This is a genomic window from Natronolimnobius sp. AArcel1, assembly GCF_011043775.1.
In the GTDB taxonomy this organism is placed as follows: Archaea; Halobacteriota; Halobacteria; order Halobacteriales; family Natrialbaceae; genus Natronolimnobius.
Map to the genome: position 1 here is coordinate 240,017 of NZ_JAAKXY010000004.1, position 15,953 is coordinate 255,969.

At 54.4% G+C, this 15,953-nt stretch carries 16 protein-coding genes and 4 pseudogenes; 16 read left to right on the forward strand and 4 right to left on the reverse strand.

Annotation, left to right across the window (positions count from 1 at the left end; genetic code table 11):
* Nucleotides 1-70 precede the first annotated feature (70 nt).
* The 12 genes and pseudogenes from G6M89_RS13485 to G6M89_RS13540 all read left to right on the forward strand — a co-directional run.
* Nucleotides 71-1,546, forward strand: coding sequence for a DUF4157 domain-containing protein (locus G6M89_RS13485; protein WP_241175364.1), 1,476 nt, complete (start codon nucleotides 71-73; stop codon nucleotides 1,544-1,546).
* Nucleotides 1,539-2,252: a hypothetical protein gene (locus G6M89_RS13490; protein WP_206335558.1), complete on the forward strand. Its 714-nt coding sequence runs from the start codon at nucleotides 1,539-1,541 to the stop codon at nucleotides 2,250-2,252. The genes G6M89_RS13485 and G6M89_RS13490 overlap by 8 nt, the downstream gene beginning before the upstream one ends.
* A 4-nt stretch (nucleotides 2,253-2,256) precedes the next feature.
* The gene (locus G6M89_RS13495; protein WP_165162353.1) at nucleotides 2,257-3,021 is read left to right on the forward strand and encodes a hypothetical protein; all 765 of its coding nucleotides are present in this window, start codon (nucleotides 2,257-2,259) and stop codon (nucleotides 3,019-3,021) included.
* A complete protein-coding gene (locus tag G6M89_RS13500) occupies nucleotides 3,011-3,655 on the forward strand; it encodes a hypothetical protein (protein ID WP_165162354.1) in 645 nt (214 codons plus the stop codon). Before G6M89_RS13495 ends, G6M89_RS13500 begins: the two co-directional genes overlap by 11 nt.
* A 4-nt stretch (nucleotides 3,656-3,659) precedes the next feature.
* Nucleotides 3,660-4,427: a hypothetical protein gene (locus tag G6M89_RS13505; RefSeq protein ID WP_049896398.1), complete on the forward strand. Its 768-nt coding sequence runs from the start codon at nucleotides 3,660-3,662 to the stop codon at nucleotides 4,425-4,427.
* Between the two features lie 149 nt (nucleotides 4,428-4,576).
* Nucleotides 4,577-5,329, forward strand: a complete 753-nt coding sequence (locus tag G6M89_RS13510) for a hypothetical protein (protein ID WP_241175342.1) — start codon at nucleotides 4,577-4,579, stop codon at nucleotides 5,327-5,329.
* Between the two features lie 22 nt (nucleotides 5,330-5,351).
* Nucleotides 5,352-5,993, forward strand: a complete 642-nt coding sequence (locus G6M89_RS13515) for a hypothetical protein (protein WP_165162355.1) — start codon at nucleotides 5,352-5,354, stop codon at nucleotides 5,991-5,993.
* 4 nt (nucleotides 5,994-5,997) lie between these two features.
* The gene (locus G6M89_RS13520) at nucleotides 5,998-6,777 is read left to right on the forward strand and encodes a hypothetical protein (RefSeq protein ID WP_165162356.1); all 780 of its coding nucleotides are present in this window, start codon (nucleotides 5,998-6,000) and stop codon (nucleotides 6,775-6,777) included.
* A 61-nt stretch (nucleotides 6,778-6,838) separates the two neighbouring features.
* Nucleotides 6,839-7,249, forward strand: coding sequence for a hypothetical protein (locus tag G6M89_RS13525; RefSeq protein WP_241175343.1), 411 nt, complete (start codon nucleotides 6,839-6,841; stop codon nucleotides 7,247-7,249).
* Nucleotides 7,242-7,514, forward strand: coding sequence for a hypothetical protein (locus G6M89_RS13530; protein ID WP_241175344.1), 273 nt, complete (start codon nucleotides 7,242-7,244; stop codon nucleotides 7,512-7,514). The genes G6M89_RS13525 and G6M89_RS13530 overlap by 8 nt, the downstream gene beginning before the upstream one ends.
* A 285-nt stretch (nucleotides 7,515-7,799) precedes the next feature.
* Nucleotides 7,800-8,450 (forward strand): annotated as a pseudogene (locus G6M89_RS13535) (IS6 family transposase).
* 266 nt (nucleotides 8,451-8,716) lie between these two features.
* Nucleotides 8,717-8,949, forward strand: a pseudogene (locus tag G6M89_RS13540) (DDE-type integrase/transposase/recombinase); the annotation flags it as partial.
* Here G6M89_RS13540 and G6M89_RS13545 read toward each other — a convergent pair.
* Nucleotides 8,942-9,088 (reverse strand): annotated as a pseudogene (locus G6M89_RS13545) (IS701 family transposase); the annotation flags it as partial. The pseudogenes G6M89_RS13540 and G6M89_RS13545 overlap by 8 nt on opposite strands.
* Before the next feature lie 108 nt (nucleotides 9,089-9,196).
* Between G6M89_RS13545 and G6M89_RS13550 the strand changes: the two are divergent.
* Nucleotides 9,197-10,303, forward strand: coding sequence for a DUF753 domain-containing protein (locus G6M89_RS13550; protein WP_165162358.1), 1,107 nt, complete (start codon nucleotides 9,197-9,199; stop codon nucleotides 10,301-10,303).
* Between the two features lie 132 nt (nucleotides 10,304-10,435).
* Here G6M89_RS13550 and G6M89_RS13555 read toward each other — a convergent pair whose 3' ends face one another.
* On the reverse strand, nucleotides 10,436-10,816 hold the full coding sequence (locus G6M89_RS13555; protein ID WP_165162359.1) for a hypothetical protein: 381 nt from the start codon (nucleotides 10,814-10,816) through the stop codon (nucleotides 10,436-10,438).
* Between the two features lie 792 nt (nucleotides 10,817-11,608).
* Here G6M89_RS13555 and tnpA point away from each other — a divergent pair.
* Nucleotides 11,609-12,001, forward strand: a complete 393-nt coding sequence (gene tnpA / locus G6M89_RS13560; protein ID WP_165162360.1) for an IS200/IS605 family transposase — start codon at nucleotides 11,609-11,611, stop codon at nucleotides 11,999-12,001.
* A pseudogene (locus G6M89_RS13565) lies at nucleotides 12,001-13,231 on the forward strand (RNA-guided endonuclease InsQ/TnpB family protein). The gene tnpA and the pseudogene G6M89_RS13565 overlap by 1 nt, the downstream one beginning before the upstream one ends.
* Before the next feature lie 65 nt (nucleotides 13,232-13,296).
* On the opposite strand, the gene arcS reads toward G6M89_RS13565, so the two are convergent.
* On the reverse strand, nucleotides 13,297-15,048 hold the full coding sequence (gene arcS, locus G6M89_RS13570) for an archaeosine synthase subunit alpha (RefSeq protein WP_165162362.1): 1,752 nt from the start codon (nucleotides 15,046-15,048) through the stop codon (nucleotides 13,297-13,299).
* Between the two features lie 56 nt (nucleotides 15,049-15,104).
* Nucleotides 15,105-15,467: a TRAM domain-containing protein gene (locus G6M89_RS13575; RefSeq protein ID WP_165162363.1), complete on the reverse strand. Its 363-nt coding sequence runs from the start codon at nucleotides 15,465-15,467 to the stop codon at nucleotides 15,105-15,107.
* A gap of 146 nt (nucleotides 15,468-15,613) precedes the next feature.
* Here G6M89_RS13575 and G6M89_RS13580 point away from each other — a divergent pair, with 146 nt between their 5' ends.
* Nucleotides 15,614-15,940, forward strand: coding sequence for a HalOD1 output domain-containing protein (locus tag G6M89_RS13580; RefSeq protein WP_165162364.1), 327 nt, complete (start codon nucleotides 15,614-15,616; stop codon nucleotides 15,938-15,940).
* The last annotated feature ends 13 nt before the right edge of the window (nucleotides 15,941-15,953 follow it).

A 15,953-nucleotide genomic window follows, 5' to 3' on the forward strand; every position in this document is an offset into this window, starting at 1 on the left:
CCACAGGCAAGTACCTGCTTGCCCACGAACTGGTCATACTCGCCAGCAGACGGACGGACAGGTCACTCGATTGCCGGCTGCAACAGAACTCGAGGTGCGAGATTCCTCGAGTGCGTACGAGCGTGAGGCGGACGAGCTTGCCAGTGAGGCGCTCCGATCGGATGCTGGTGTGGGGTCGCTCACGCCGAGCCAAGCAGCGCTGTCCGTCCAGCGGATGCACAAACACGAACTCCTCGAGGTCCTCGACGACGAACTCGAGGAAGACCTCTCCGAGGAGTTCGAGGACGGCCTGCCCGAGGAGGTCCTCGAAAAGCTACCGGAGGCGCTGCGTGAGGGCTACGAGAACGGCCATCCAGCGTTTACGCGGGCCTACGAGCGGGAGTTCGACAACGCGACGTTTCAGGATCTCACCAAATCGTCGTTCCGAAAGAGCGAGCGTTGGGGCGGTAAAGGATCGGTCCACTGGACCTGGGAAGAGATCGCCAGTTCGATTCTGTACAACAGTCGGGACGGGATCGAGAACCTCAGCGACCGCGAGCAGCGAACGCTGGCGCTGTTCATGAACGAATCCGACGAGATCGCTGCGGAGTTCGGAAAAGCGATCGAGCGCCACTGGCAAGGTCTTTCCGGAGGCGATTATCTTAACGAGACCGTCGAGAAAGGGACTGCCGGTGCGATGGTCGATTTCTCGCTCGGTCAGCCGTTTATTGCAACCACAGTGGGAGCGATTACTGCGCCTGTCAAAGCACAACTCGAGTATCAGGTTGATAAGCGTCTGCCGAAGGATTACGAAGAGTACGACGGACTTTCAGGTAAGCGAGAATTGCTTAGTGATTCATTTGGAGCTCTTACTGGAATCGAAGATGATGAATTTGCGAAAGAGGGTGATAAAGAAACCACGCCTGAAACTAAGCAAACGGAATTTGGGGACAGTAAATACGGCGATCAGATGCAAACTGGTGCGAAGATCGGCACCGAAGACCAGTCGATGGATCCAGAACAGGTCAAAGAAAACCTCCAAGAACTCAGAGCAATACAGAGCGAGGAGTGGATTGATCTAGGCCAGAGTCAACGTGAAGAGTACATTAAGACGTTGCAGGAAGTGGGACTGATGTCGCGTGTACTCGTCGGTACGATGGCATCGATCGATCCGGAAAACGTCAATCAATCGGATCCCGTTGGGTATGCAAAAAAGGGCACGACGAGTGCCGGTGTATCAGGATCTACTAGGACAGCAAAGACAGCAGGAAGCGATGTCGCTAACTCACGTAACGTTGATCTGGCTGAGGCACTGTCAGAGGGTGCATCGAAAGGGAGTATGAAAGGGATTGCAACCATCCTCACGAAAATAGTTACCGATGGGCTTGGCACTGAAGGGACAATCAAAGCGATAGGAGACAGAATAGAGGAAGACATTCTGAAAGCTGTGAAAGGAATCAGATCCCAACGGGAACAGACGCAGGATTCGAAGGAAACGTACGACGACCTCGTCGTCGAACTAATTAGAATATTGGATGAAGAGGAGCGTTTCGAGGATTATGACTAATAACGGATACGAATCGATGGATGCACATATTATCGGAGAAGATTCGGTAGGAATCGCAGTCGAAGTAACTGACTGCAAAGGATACACGAACCACGTGTTATTCGACCGGGATGGGGAACTCATTGGTCACGTACACGAACGATTCACAGAAGCAACCCAAACTGATCCAGAACCTGCCCGAATCCTCAAGCGGGTGCAGTTCCGGGCACGAAACGAGGCTCATCGCCAGACTGAAGCCGATCTTCTCCTTCCCATCCTCGACTGGACCGTCATTGAAGACACCATCGGCGTGCTCGAGTCGTTCGATGTTCCACAGATTATGGAACACTTCGAGGACTTTTACAAAGCGATTCAGAATCCGCCCGTCGACAACGTTGCCTATACTGCTCTGTTCCTCTTCCTGAACGATGACCGTAATGAACTTGTTAGACAATCAGATCCAGTAACGTTCTATCACGAAAACGATGATCTCGCTCACACAGAATTCTCTTTCGAGCGTGACCCAGACGCTTATGTTACGATCCCGCCGCTCGAGGAGATATTCGCTTGTGATAAGCGGTTTCGGGACCTTATGGTCCACCAGCTTAAATGTAGAATAAGAGACCTCCTCTACATGCAAGGGTGTCAGCCTCCAGAGAAGTACCGGGTCAACGGGTTAGGGGTCAACGATTCTGAAATTGTTCCCTTCAACGAACAAGCAAAGTAGATTTATGAAGGCAGAAATCATCGGCACTGAAGATAGCATTATTGGTGTAAAAGTTATCGATCCACGTGGAAATCAACATCTCGTTGAGATTGACGTTGAAGACGAGGATTCCAAAGATCTCCACGCCCAAGAATCGTATCCGCTCGACGCATCGAAGCGAACCAAAGAACAGGAACGTCTCATGAATCAAGTTGCAGCTCGAGCTAGGTTCGAGGCACATACAAAAACAGAGTATGATATTCTTCGACCGAGTTGGTATCCACCGCACATTGAGCGCGGCATCGAAGCGCTTGAAAATATGCCTGCAGAGAAGTTTGACGAGGCGTTCCGTGACTATTATCATGCGCTAATCAATCCTGAGAAGGCCAGAGAAGAGTATGGGATTACCGAAGGTTCGATTGAGTTCCCTGGCGAACCTCAGATCGTGTTAATTATGAAAGGGTTCTGTATCGACGAGCAGAACGAAGTCGTGAACGTATTACCTGATATGTATATTTACTACACGAATGACCAAACCGAACAGACGTACACCGCGGGGACGTCGGCTAGCTGTTCGGATGAGACGACACAACTTACAGTGATGCTGCCACCGTTCGTGAGCATCTCTGATGATTTTAACTATCCAGAGGACTTTCGCGCCTCGGTAATCAATAATTTGGTCTGCCAAATCCGCGACATCTACCGAAATATGGGAGAGGAGCCGCCTGAAAACGTTGATATCGAAGGATTTGGAAAGCCTGCCGGTAATTTCGACCCAGATGAGTTCTGAGTTCCGTGTCTATCCCCATCACCTGTTGTTCGACTGGGATGGTGAATTCATCGGTCACGTTCAAGACCGATTTGCAGAGGAGGTCCAAACTGATCCTGAACCTGCGAAAATCCTTGATCGCGTTCGATTCCGCGCACGCAACGTCGGGCATCACGAGACTGACGCAAAACTTCTCAGCCCCATCTTTGACTGGGTCGTTCTCGAAGAAGCCATCGATGTCCTCGAGGGCCTAGACCTGTCAGCCATCATGGGTCACTTCATGGACTTTCTCGAAGCAATTCGAGATCCTCCCGTTGATAACGTGGAATTCACCGCCTTGTACCTCCATCTGGATGTCGCAAACGAGGAACTGATCGATCAGTCCGATCCCGTGACGTTCTATTTCGAGGATCAAGACCTTGTTCACACATCGGTTAGCCTCGAGCGTGAGCCCGACGTGTACGTGACGATCTCACCACTCACACGCCCATTCGCCTGTGATCATGCCTTCCGGGATCTTATCGTCCACCAGTTCAAATGCCAGATTCGAGATCTCTACTACAGACAGGGTGGTCAGCCTCCTGAACAGTATCAGGTTGACGGGGTCGGTATTCACGACACTGGAATCACACCATTTAAATGCCAATCAATATAACGCAATGAAGACTAAAATTATTGGAATTAGAGATGGTATAGTCGGGGTAAAAGTCATTGATCCCCGCGGAAACCCACATTTAGTCGAAATTGACGTCGATGACGAAAAAAAGGAGGACTTGCATGCGCAAGAATCGTACCCATATAACGAGTCCGAACGAACGGATCGAGAGGAACAGATTATGAACCAAGTCCGAGCTCGGGCACGATTTGAGGCGCATAGAAATACGGAGTACGACATCCTTCACTCTGGATGGGATCCAGCCCAACTTCGACGTGGAATCGACGCTCTAGAGAATATGTCGCTCAACGAGTTCGACGAGGCCTTCCGGGAATACTACCATGCACTCATCAATCCTGAGCGTACCAAAGACGAGTACGGCATTACCGAAGGGACGGTCGAGTTTCCCGGTGAGCCAGAGGTCGTGTTGATCATGAAGGGATTCTGTATCAATGACGACAACGAGGTCGTGAGCATCCTGCCCGACATGTACGTTTACTACTCAAACGAGCACGCAGAGAAGAACTATACTACCGGGACACCTGCAAGCTGCTCGGACGACACGACACAGATCACTCCGATGCTTCCCCCATTCAAGCTCCCCGACGATTTCGTCTATCCGGAGGACTTCCGTGGGTTTATGATCCACAATCTGATGTGCCAGATCCGAGATATCTATTGGAACATGGGGGAAGATCCGCCTGCGGCATACGAGATTGACGGATTCGGTAAAGGAACCGGGAATTTCGACTACGAGGAATACAACTACTGACCGTAACCGTATCGTCCATCAGTTCAAACGCCAGATTCGAGATCTCTACTACAGGCAGGGTGGGCAGCCACCGGAACAGTACCAAGTCAATGGGATCGGTCTTCACGATACTGAACTCGTCCCATTCGAACATCAAGCACAATAGAACCATGCAAGCAAACGTAATCGGAATTAAAGAAGGTGTTATTGGTGTGGAGATTATCGATCCACGTGGTAATTCTCATCTCATCGAATTAGCTGTGGATAACGAAGATGCGGATGACTTTCACGGCCAGGACACTTACCCACACAGCTCCGGAGAACGGGACAATGAAGAAGAGCGTTTAATGAATCAGGTCTTCGCTCGCGCTCGGTTTGAGGCCCATACACAAACGGAGTACGATATCCTCCGTTCGGGGTGGGACCCGACTAAGTTACGCCGGGGCATCGACGCTCTCGAGCGCATTTCAGACGACGAATTCGACGACCTCTTCTACGAGTATTACATGGCGTTGCACGATCCGACGGGCCTCAAAGACGAGTATGATATCGGTCCAGACACTGCCGAAGTCGAGGGAGACCCCCGGATCGCACTCGTAATCAAGAGCTTCTGTATCACCGATCAAAACGAGATTGTGAGCGATTTACCCCTGTTCGTCTTCTACTCGAGCGAACAGGCTGACAAAAATTATACGGCTGGTCCGGATCCCGACTGTCCCAGTAGTACTACTGAAATCCCGTCGATGCTTCCACCATTCAAAGATGTACCAGAAGACTTCATCTATCCTGAGGATTTCAGAGGGCTGATGATCAATAATCTCATCTGCCAAATTAGAGATATTTATCGTAATATGGGTGAGCGTCCGCCGAAGCAGTACGATATCGATGGCTTCGGGAAACCCCACGGAAACTTTGATCGATGACACTAATTGTAGTATTCATCGAATGAATGAAGCGCACACGCATCACGTGTTGTTCGATTGGGATGGGAACCTCATTGGGCACGTCCACGAACGATATACAGAGGAAACGCAGACTGATCCCGAACCGAGTCGAATTCTCAAGCGCGTCCAATTTCGTGCACGGTACGAAGCTCACCACGAGACGGATGCCCACTGTCTCGGGTCGATCGTCAATATAGACGTTATCGAGGATGCTATTACCGTCCTTGAAGCTCTCGATATTCGCCAGATAATGGACCACTTTGAGCCGTTCTTGAACACAATTCGTTCACCGCCCGTTGACAAGGAAGTCGTTGCGTTCACTGCACTGTTCCTCTCCTTAAACGATTCCAGAGACGAACTTGTTGGCCAGTCTGATCCGATTACGTTCTATCAGGAAAACGGAGAGCTCGTCAATACTGATGTAACTCTCCGGAAAGAGCCGGATGTCCACATTACTATTCCGCCTCTCGAACACTGTTTCGCCTGTGATAAACAGTTTCGCGATCTTATCGTTCGTCATCTCGAGTGTCAGGTAAGAGACCTCTACTACAAGCAAGGTCGCCAGCCTCCCGAACGATATCGAATTGAAGGACGAGGACTCGACGAACCTGGAATTGTCCCTTTCGACGAACAAGCGAAATAGACCTATGAAAGCAAAAATCATCGGAACCGAAGACGATATCATTGGCGTCCAAGTCATCGACCCGCGTGGAAATATCCACCTCGTTGAGATTGATGTTGAAAACGAGGATACTGAAGACCTCCACGCCCAGGAGTCTTACCCGTTCGATTCGTCGGAGCGAACCGACGAACAGGAACGAATTATGAACCAAGTGGCTGCCCGAGCACGGTTCGAGGCCCATACACAGACAGAGTACGAGATTCTTCGAGATGGCTGGGTTCCACGACAACTACGACGAGGGATCGATGCGCTCGAAAATATGCCAGTCAAGGAGTTTGACGAGGCATTTCGCGAGTACTATCATGCGCTGATCAACCCAGCGAAAGCCAAAGAAGAGTACGGTATCACTGAGGGCGAAGTTGAATTTCCTGGCGAACCCCAGATCGTGCTGATTATGAAAGGGTTCTGTATTAACGAGCAGAACGAGGTTGTAAACGTGCTACCTGATCTGTATCTCTATTATTCAAATGATTATGTTGACGAAACGTATACAACAGGACACGCCGCAAGCTGTTCCACCGATACAACACAAATAACGCCGATGATTCCACCCTTCAAGGAACCTCCTGCTGATTTTGTTTATCCGGAAGATTTCCGAGGCTTTCTAATCCATAATATAATATGTCAAATTAGAGATGTATATCGGAATATGGGTGAAAAACCGCCGAGTCAGTACGATATCGACGGGTTTGGCAAGCCTAAAGGAAACTTCGACCGCGACGAATATCTTCCATGGAGTAATTAAATAAAAGGCCGATATTGAAAGTGACTATCAATTTTTGATGCTGCGTGTGCTCGTCGGCACGATGGCCTCGGTCGACCCGGAACAGATCGATCGACCGGACCCCGTTGAGTATGCAAAAGAGGGTGTCTCAAGTGCCGGAGTATCAGGAACAGCGGGTACGGCACAGAGGGCAGGGGCCAATACTGTCGACTCGGGCAGCACAGATCCAATAGAGGCACTGTCAATCGGAGCAGCGAAGGGGAGCATCAAAGGCTTTGCAACAATCCTCACGAAGATCGCTGCCGATCGACTTGGCACTGAAGAAAAAATCAAAGAGACAGGCGACAGAATAGAGGAAGATATCCTAAAATCTGTGAAAGGAATCAGATCCCAACCAGAACAGACGCAGGATTCGAAGGAAGCATACGACGAACTCGTCGTCGAACTCATCAAAATACTAGATAAAGAGGAACGTTTCGAGGATTATGACTAATAACGGACACGAATCGATGGATGCACATATTATCGGAGAAGATTCGGTAGGAATCGCAGTCGAAGTAACTGACTGCAAGGGATACACGAACCACGTGTTATTCGACCGGGATGGAGAACTCATTGGTCACGTACACGAACGATTCACAGAAGCAACCCAAACTGATCCAGAACCTGCCCAAATCCTCAAACGGGTGCAGTTCCGGGCACGAAACGAGGCTCATCGCCAGACTGAAGCCGATCTTCTCCTTCCCATCCTCGACTAGACCGTCATCAACCTGTGCATTATAACTCATCTTCGGAACCCATCGGCGAGGCCTGATGTTCCGAAGATGGCACTATGATGCACAGGTTCCACGGGTAAGGATGTGAAAAAAGTCAACATCAAAGTCTGAAGGAACAGTTCTGAGGGCAGTGTCTAGATGAGAGTTTGAGGAATGAGCAGGTGGTGGCGAGAAGTGTCCATGCAACTCGCCAACTTGCTCAGAGAGACCTTAGACGTGGACTGTGATGAGGTTTAGGAGAACGAGCGTACCCCGACACCCGTCAGGGTGTTCGGGGTGCGCCTGCATTCGATGGGATTGTCAGTTCGGGAGGTCGTCGCAGTACTCGAATTACTCGGTATTGACCGTTCTCACGTCGCAATCTGGAACTGGACGCACAAATTATCAGAGGCCCAGAGCGACCCGCCGACGGCGACGCCGTCGCGGGTCGCGGTCGACGAGAAACAGATCGAGGTCGACGGCGAGAAAAAGTGGCTGTACGCCGCGATCGACACAGAATCGAAGCTACTGCTCGAAATCGACGTCGACAGCCGCCGCGGGACTGACCCCGCGACGTTCACGAGAACAGAGTTCTCGTGCAGCCCATCAGAAACGCAAAGCGTTTCTGAGGACGGCGTTTCTGCACCGACTCACCGAGAAACACGATATCGACGATACAGAGTTTCTTGTCGATGCTGGCGGCTATCTGACTGCCCTCGCGCGCCACGAATTGGGCGGTCAACTCAATACAGCGACCGAAACCACGTCGAAAAGTGGTTTCAGACCATCTCAATGCGGATTGACCGCTTTCACTCCTTCTGGCGGGGCAGTCCGGCCAGCGCAAGACGCTGGCTCAGACGCTTCAGACACCACTACAACCACGATCGACCGAATCAAGCACTCAATGGCCGAACGCCAGCCGAGGAGGTGCTGAACTAGACAGTGCCTCTCTTGTTGAGCTGTCTGGAACTATAGTAGCCACTGCAAGTCAATGCACACCTGATCGCCAGACGGGTCGGCGATCAGTGTGTAAATAGTTGCAGTTGTTACTATAGGTACGTCGGCTGGTTGCCAACGTATCAGACTCGCCGACGGCTAGAGTGATCAGCGAAACAGCTGAACCCTTCGGTCAAGAGCAAATCGATACCCAAGCGAAATACGGCTGAACGAGACCTGAACGGAGCCAGAACATATGCAGACCACTCAAGCCGTCGCGGGTCGCGGTTGATGAAACCACAATCAGGATTAACGGCGACTGGTTCTGGATCTATGCTGCAATAGAACTCGATACGAAATTCATTCTCAACGTAGCGCTCTTTGGACGACGAGGTACCGACCCAGCTGCTCCGTTTCTGCATGGACTCGCTGAGAAAGACGATCTGCCGAGGTAGAGTTTCTCGTCGATGGTGCTGGCTATCTGACTGCCCTCTCTCGATTAAGATTCCGGTCACTGTCTTGCCGCGGCCCGCAGCAAGACCTGTGACGTACGTTTTAGCGTGGTGAATCTGGTGATGTGACGGCGAGTCAAACTCGTCCAGCGGATTAGTACATGATAGGAAGCCCTTGATCGGCAGCATCAAGCATCTACCCTATCTATAGAGACTACAATTTAAATATTAGATTCAAATAATATGGGTATATGGTAATGGAAATTATTAATAGTAGTAACATTATATGTATGGTTGATGTCATCGGACGACAACCCGCGACAGGTGAACCGTAGATCAGTGCTCCGAAGCACCAGCGTCGGTGTGGTTGGAGCTACGGCTGGTGGGGCGGCGTTGAGTTCCCTGCTCGGAACCGTCTCCGCTGAGGAGCCGACACAATCGGACCGGGAACGCTTGGAAGACGTGGAGGAGATCCAAGAGATACTCGTGGAACTCGGCGTCGAACGACTTCCCGGTCCGGGTCGGATCGAAAAACGGCAGATCAAAGATGACGGCGAGATCACCGACGGAGAACTCCTCCTGTGGAAAGTGGAAATCAGGCAGTACGGCACCCTGCTGGTCACCGAGAACGGCGACGACATCGGTTCGGTGTTCATGTTCGACCCAGAACTGTCGAAGGCGCCATCGGGTTACGCGGCTGCGGAGGAGGCGAACGCGTCACTGGGCCCCACTGGCTCTGATCTCACCTTCAGCCGAAACGCGACTGATCAGGAGGAAAAAGCGATAGTGTCGGCAATCGGTGATGAGGACATCGATGGGATTCAGGCAACAGCCTCGACGTCAATTGACGGGTTCTACGTGTCGGCCGGTCCCGAGGATCCGGACGATGACGATGTGACGACGAGCGAGTACGTCGTCGAAGTCGACGACTCCTTCGACGTCGCTACGGAAACGCTCTCCGAGATTGATCGATTGGGAGAGGGCGATCTCGCCGAGCTGCTGTCGGTTCGCGAAGCGGACTTCCATATCGCTGCGATTCCGGATCCGAGGGATATCGTCGTGGACATCATCAGGGATTGGATCGTCACCTCGCTCGCGAGCGAAAGCCTTGACTATCTGGGTGTCGAGTGCAACACGACGTGTCCGGACTGCGTCATGTACATCATAGATGTCGCGACGACCTGCAGGAGTTGCCTCCCAGCCTGCAGTTCCGGCGCGTCGGGTGTCGGCGCCATCGTGTGCGTCGCTTGCTTCTACGCGTTCTGTAATGATTCGCTGGCTCAGGCGGATTGTCTCGCCTGTCTCGCCTGTGTCATTGAGGGGGAAGAACCGGACACGCCGGAGACGAATCCCCCCCGATGGGTGCTGGACCAACTTCCGAGTCCACCGTCCAATCCGCTGTGACCGGCGCCGTCGTCCCTTCGGCGGGCGGGGTGCCGGGTTCGGACCGATTGACCGGGTTTGATGATCTGATCAGCGGTACTCAAACGTACAGCCTACCATGTCAATCAGACTGTCTCGGCCGAACCGGTGGTCCTACCGACCCGACGAACGGCGGAACAACTGGAAGAGATGTGTCGCCGCGAGAACGAACCCGATCGCCAGCGCGGGTGCAAAACTGATGAGTGTGGCCCGGCCAGTGGCGACCAGAACCGATCCGGCGATCACGCCGAGGATGAATAACAGGGTGAGCCCTGCCCACGGATCCGAGAGTGCGAGATTCGAGAGTGGCCTGGCGTACGCCCACCAGACGAACAGCGCGTAACAGGCAACGATCCCGACGAGTTGCGCGAGGCCGCCACGGGTGGTGAGATCGTCGACGGATTGCACCGCGAGCGCGGCGAAAATGAGGCCGCCAACGGCGAAAGCCAAGGTCTCGATCGCGTCGGGTCGAATACGGCCGGCCTTTCCGTCCATCGTACAGTAATGCCACGAGCGGATACAAAAGTATGATGAACCGGGCCGCCGCCCGCGACTGTGGACGGGTTCATTGGGTGACGGCCCACTACGTTCAGACGGTGCGGCGGTTGTTGTGTGCACATCTCAACTACCGCACCGTCTTCCTAAGAACCTGAAATGCCCCGTCGCTTCCGCCAGCGACGCGACGACTTCTCGTTGAATCTCCCACTTAACGGGTAGAATACGTCGAAGGGCACCGTCTAGTTAGTGCAGTTTGAGAAGCGAGCAGGTCGTAAAACTATTCATTTGTAACCAGGAGAACGCGAGACCACGCAGTCCAGGGAATGGTCGCCGTCAGACCTATGCATTATTCCCTACCTTCCCAACACGTCACCAGCAGGCCGAAACGCCAACACCTCTCGAGAGCAAACGGCGTGTGTGGCCGAGGAATCAAACGAGCGAGACGAAGATGGCGCTCTCTGTGAACTCTGTGGCGAGACGGTGCCCGCAGCAATCTATCACGAGCACCTGCTCAAAGCCTGTCGAGGACGATGACTATCTTTAAACAGCGAGAGAATCCCACCGTTTACGGCGTTCGCAAGACCTGCGGTCTTGCGTGCCAACCAGAAGTCGTGACTTCTGGTGACGTCCTCAGAACGCTTTGCGTTCTGATGGGCATCGCAAACCGAAGGTTTGCTCAACGGGCGTGAATCGCGTCGGTCGATTACACTAACCACGAGTCACAACTCACCGAATACCCCACGAAACAAGGTTTAATACAATTGGCCCTCTCGTATCTGGTGAGGCCAAATGAAGTACAACCTTCAAACCGGGTCGCACACGGTCTACGCGCTCCAATATCACTTTGTGACCGTTACGAAGTACCGTGCGACCATCCTCACCGAAGAAATCGCGGAGCGTATCGGTGAGATTGCGAACGAACTCTCAGACGACTTTGGGGTAGGAATCCAGAACGTGAACGGTGGGAGCGACCACATTCACATCCTGTTCACCGCGAAACCGACCACCGACATGACGAAGTTCATCAACTCGCTAAAGGGCGTCACGTCGCGGAAGGTTCGCAGTGAGTATCCCGAAGTGAAACAGACGCTGGAAGATTCGTTCTGGCAGCCGGGGTACTTCCTCGCCAGCACCGGGCAAGTGAGCATCGACGTTCTCATGGACTACGTGGAGGATCAGTGATGTCGGCTACGGCGACTAAGACACTCCAAGCGACGCTTGCCCCGCCGACGGCTCACAAAGAGGAGAAGCTACAGGATACACTCGGGACGTACCGCGAAGCGTTGGACGATGCCTTCGAGAGTGGCGAGGACACCATGACTGGCGTCAGTGACGTTGTGACGCCCTACGACCTTCCGTATCAGGCGAAGGCTGCTCTCTGCAACTACGTTCCGAAACTCCGGAAGACGTACAACGCTCGTGAAATCGGCGACGAACACCCGCTTCGTCTAACGAACCAAGCTGCAAAGTTCGACCACTCGAGCGAACGTGAGCACGAGTTCACGTGGTGGGCACCGCGACCGGGACGCGGAACGAACTTCTGGATTCCGCTCCGAATCAATCCAGAGCAAAAATCGCTGTGGCACGATCTCCTCAGCGAGGACGCGAAGGCCGGACAGATTCGACTTCGGCGTCATCGGAAGAACTGGGTACTTCACGTCACTGTCGAGTACCCGATTAAGGAACCGACGATAGACGGTGACACCACGCCAGTCGGGCTTGATATCGGTGAGACTGCGCTAATTACGGCCTGTGGCCTTAAGCGCGGTACACCGACAAGACCCGTTCTCTGGAGTGGCAAGCGTGCGAAACACCTCCGAAAGGAAATGTCGACCACGCTTCAGCGACTACAGGAACGCGATGCTGAATGGCGCATTGACGAACGGTTCGACTACTACCAGAACGCTCTCACGGATATCCTCGAGAAGGCCAGCTGCGAGGTCGTCGAATACGCCGAGTCCTTCGAGAACCCGGTGATCGTGATGGAGGATCTGACGCACATCCGTGAGAATCTGGACTACGGGAAGTACATGAACCGTCGACTCCACGCATGGGCCTTTGCACGGCTTCAGGGTCGTGTTGAGGACAAAGCGAGAGACGCCGGTATCCCAGTCGAATACGTGAATCCAGCCTACACGTCTCAGACGTGCCACGAGTGTGGACACATCGGAAAGCGGGCTTCACAAGCAGAACTCCGATGCACGAACGACGACTGTCATATCTCGACGTTTCAGGCGGACATCAGTGCAGCAGCAAGCATCGCTAAGCGGGTTGACCCGTGGGGAGAGAGTGTTCCTTGGAAATCGGAACGCAATGACTCGCCTCGGGATGGGAGCGGTAGTGACACCGCCGTAAGACCACCCCAAGCCGAGCGCACCTACGCAAATGACGCTTGGAGCGTATGAGTTTTAAAACCTACCGGAAAGCCCGGTATTCCTACTGCGTGGGAAGCCTCGCCGTTTACGGCGAGGAGGATGTCACGTTTCTTCGACGTGACGGATTTCGCAGGCGATCCCGCGCGTGCTTTCGGCCATTTCACGGCCAAACATTTCGGCGCGACCAACGGCGAACGCCTTCGGTCCTTCAACAATGACCTCATCGCCGACGCGAATATCCTCGTCTGCGTCGACGACACCCGGCGCAAGGACGCTGCCGTGGGGGACGAAGCCGTCGATTTCAACGCGCTTCGTGGGGGCATCGCTCTCGAGCCAGCGTTTTGCGCCCTCGAGCGTAAAGGAGAGGGTGCCGTACTGGGGAACCATCGTCGCGAGTTGGGTGTCCTCGCGGTCGCGGACCTGAATCTTGGGGTAGCGACTCGTCGTCTGGATGTCTGCAAAGAGGTCGTCGCCAGCGCCGTCGCCGAGGAGGTAGTCCGCGATGGCGCGGACGGTGTTGTGCTCGCGCTCGCGTTTGGAGTACTTGAGTTCGCCCGAGAGCGCCTCGCCGAGGTTGGCGAGTGACTCGTCGTCTGTCGGGTGTTCTGCGACGGTGTATGTCACATCGAGGCCGAGTGATTCCTCGACGCGGCCCACAATGTCGCGATAGCCCTCTCCGGGGACGTGTGCGATGATTTTCGAGTACTCGTTGCGCTCGAGGTAGCGTTCCAGCACCGAACTCACGAACTGCTTTTCGTCTTCGGACCAGCGACCGGTGACGACGGTGTCGTAGTGTTGGGCTGGATACGTCGTCTCGAGTTCCTGTGGAACAACGCCGATGGGACTCGTCATCGAGACGAGGTGGGCGCGCCACTGGATGACGTCGTGGAACTGGCGGTGGCTTTGAGACTCGCTGTAGGGTTTCGCGGCCGAACACGGAACGAGCACGAGCGGGTTATCGAATCGGTTGCGGTACCGGCTCGTCACGCGGTCAGCGTAGCGCTGAATCTCGACGCGTCGAAGGGTGTCTTCGGTGGCAGCCGAAATCTGGGCATCCCGGAGGATCGGCGTTCGCTCCTCGAGATACCCCCACTGCGAATCCAGTTCGCGCATAGCCGCGGTAAGCCACTGGTCCTGACGGGCTTGGCCCTCGAGGTAGTCCCGAAGTCGGCCGTCGCGGATACGCCGACGGACAATGCCGAGTTCGGCTTCGAGCGCGTTGACGTTGTGCTCGGCGCAGTCCTCGCGGGTAAACTCCTCGCGGGGCTGCTGGCAGACTGGACACGAACAGGGCAGTTCCTCGAGATCCTCGAGGAAGTACGCCTCGTCGGTCGTGAGATACCGGCCTTCTGTGCCTTTGATGACGGCAGCAGTCTCGTCGAACAGGTCGACGCCAGCGTAGGCGAGCAAGGCGACGTTACGCGGTGTGGCGACACCGGAAAAGTAGAGGGCGGTGTCGGCGGGAATCGATTCGCGGACAGAGATGACGGTGTCGACGAGCGCCGCGCCGTGACCCATCGCGGACTGGACATTGGAGACCGCATACGCATCGGTGCCGTGGTCCTCGACTGTCTCACTCGAGATGACGGCAACGCTCGGGAACTCGACGTCAGGGTGATCGACGGCAAACGATGCTTGCACTTCCTCGGCCGTGCCACCGGGGAATCCGCGGTGGGGAAGCACGGTAAGCGTCGACTCGTCGCCCTCGGGAACGTCGCGGTCGGCGGCCCACAGCGAGCCAGCATCCTCGAGAATATCGTCGACAAGCGCAGGGGTCGTTCGCGCGTCGGCGAGGCGCAACTCACCGATGCGCGCGGCCCCATCGCGCTCGTGAACTTCGAAGTAGTCGGTCATACCAGAACTGGGTGCGGGCGCGTGAAAGAGGCTGTCGGTCGCGGGTCGGCCGACTCTTACGCACGACCCTGAAACGTCGCCGTCGCGGACGTGTGACCGCGATTGAACGAGAGAATCTTGACCTCGAGTGTGTCTCCGACCTCGAGGTCGGCGGGGATGTCTTCGACGAAGACGACGAAGCCTTCGACTTTGCAGACGGCCTGTGTCTCGCCGGTGTGGTGTTCGGTGAACTCGTGGACGGCGACGGTGTGAGTGTCGCCGATATCCACGGGCGGGTCGCGTTGTTGGGCTTCTTCGTGGCGTTTCCGAGATTCACGCTGGGCTGTACTGGATCCCGTGCCACGAGCACGCCGAAACAGCCACGTAAGGAACACAACGCCCACGATTCCACCGAGCACAATCGAGGTGGTCCCGAGCATAGTGTTCGAAACAGGTGTCGCGGCCGTCTTTGCTGTTCTGATCCACAGCGCTGGACGATCTCGGAATGAATCGGTCGCATTACCGAACACTCCTCCGGACTGAACATCGCCAACGGCCTTTTATGCACTCGAAGGATGCAACATATATGAACCAGACAGCCACCGGACTCGAGTCGATCACAGGGACGAGCGATCCACAGCTCAGTGTTGCGGTTATCACTGCCGTTGCAGACCGTCAGGAACGTGACCCAATCGACTTGCCACCGCTGTACGATGCAATCAATCCGGATGCACTCGATGCGGTCTTCGAGTCAACGCGCGCGAACGGGGAGCGACGGGGTCATCTCTCATTTACGTACGCTGGTCATGAAATCTACATCGAGTGTGGCGAACAGACGCGACTTATCATCGACGGGACCGTCGTCGGCGGGGCACAGGCGACGATTGGGGCGGATTTGCCGGCCGGTCCCTGAGAATAGGCGGCAG

Bases quoted from the DNA above. Each gene is read 5' to 3' on its own strand.
- G6M89_RS13520 (WP_165162356.1), top strand. From the start codon at position 5,998: ATGAAAGCAAAAATCATCGGAACCGAAGACGATATCATTGGCGTCCAA.
- arcS (WP_165162362.1), bottom strand. From the start codon at position 15,048: ATGACCGACTACTTCGAAGTTCACGAGCGCGATGGGGCCGCGCGCATC.
- G6M89_RS13510 (WP_241175342.1), top strand. From the start codon at position 4,577: ATGCAAGCAAACGTAATCGGAATTAAAGAAGGTGTTATTGGTGTGGAG.
- G6M89_RS13550 (WP_165162358.1), top strand. From the start codon at position 9,197: ATGTCATCGGACGACAACCCGCGACAGGTGAACCGTAGATCAGTGCTC.
- G6M89_RS13555 (WP_165162359.1), bottom strand. From the start codon at position 10,816: ATGGACGGAAAGGCCGGCCGTATTCGACCCGACGCGATCGAGACCTTG.
- tnpA (WP_165162360.1), top strand. From the start codon at position 11,609: ATGAAGTACAACCTTCAAACCGGGTCGCACACGGTCTACGCGCTCCAA.
- G6M89_RS13525 (WP_241175343.1), top strand. From the start codon at position 6,839: ATGGCCTCGGTCGACCCGGAACAGATCGATCGACCGGACCCCGTTGAG.
- G6M89_RS13495 (WP_165162353.1), top strand. From the start codon at position 2,257: ATGAAGGCAGAAATCATCGGCACTGAAGATAGCATTATTGGTGTAAAA.
- G6M89_RS13530 (WP_241175344.1), top strand. From the start codon at position 7,242: ATGACTAATAACGGACACGAATCGATGGATGCACATATTATCGGAGAA.
- G6M89_RS13490 (WP_206335558.1), top strand. From the start codon at position 1,539: ATGACTAATAACGGATACGAATCGATGGATGCACATATTATCGGAGAA.
- G6M89_RS13515 (WP_165162355.1), top strand. From the start codon at position 5,352: ATGAATGAAGCGCACACGCATCACGTGTTGTTCGATTGGGATGGGAAC.
- G6M89_RS13500 (WP_165162354.1), top strand. From the start codon at position 3,011: ATGAGTTCTGAGTTCCGTGTCTATCCCCATCACCTGTTGTTCGACTGG.
- G6M89_RS13575 (WP_165162363.1), bottom strand. From the start codon at position 15,467: ATGCTCGGGACCACCTCGATTGTGCTCGGTGGAATCGTGGGCGTTGTG.
- G6M89_RS13505 (WP_049896398.1), top strand. From the start codon at position 3,660: ATGAAGACTAAAATTATTGGAATTAGAGATGGTATAGTCGGGGTAAAA.
- G6M89_RS13580 (WP_165162364.1), top strand. From the start codon at position 15,614: ATGAACCAGACAGCCACCGGACTCGAGTCGATCACAGGGACGAGCGAT.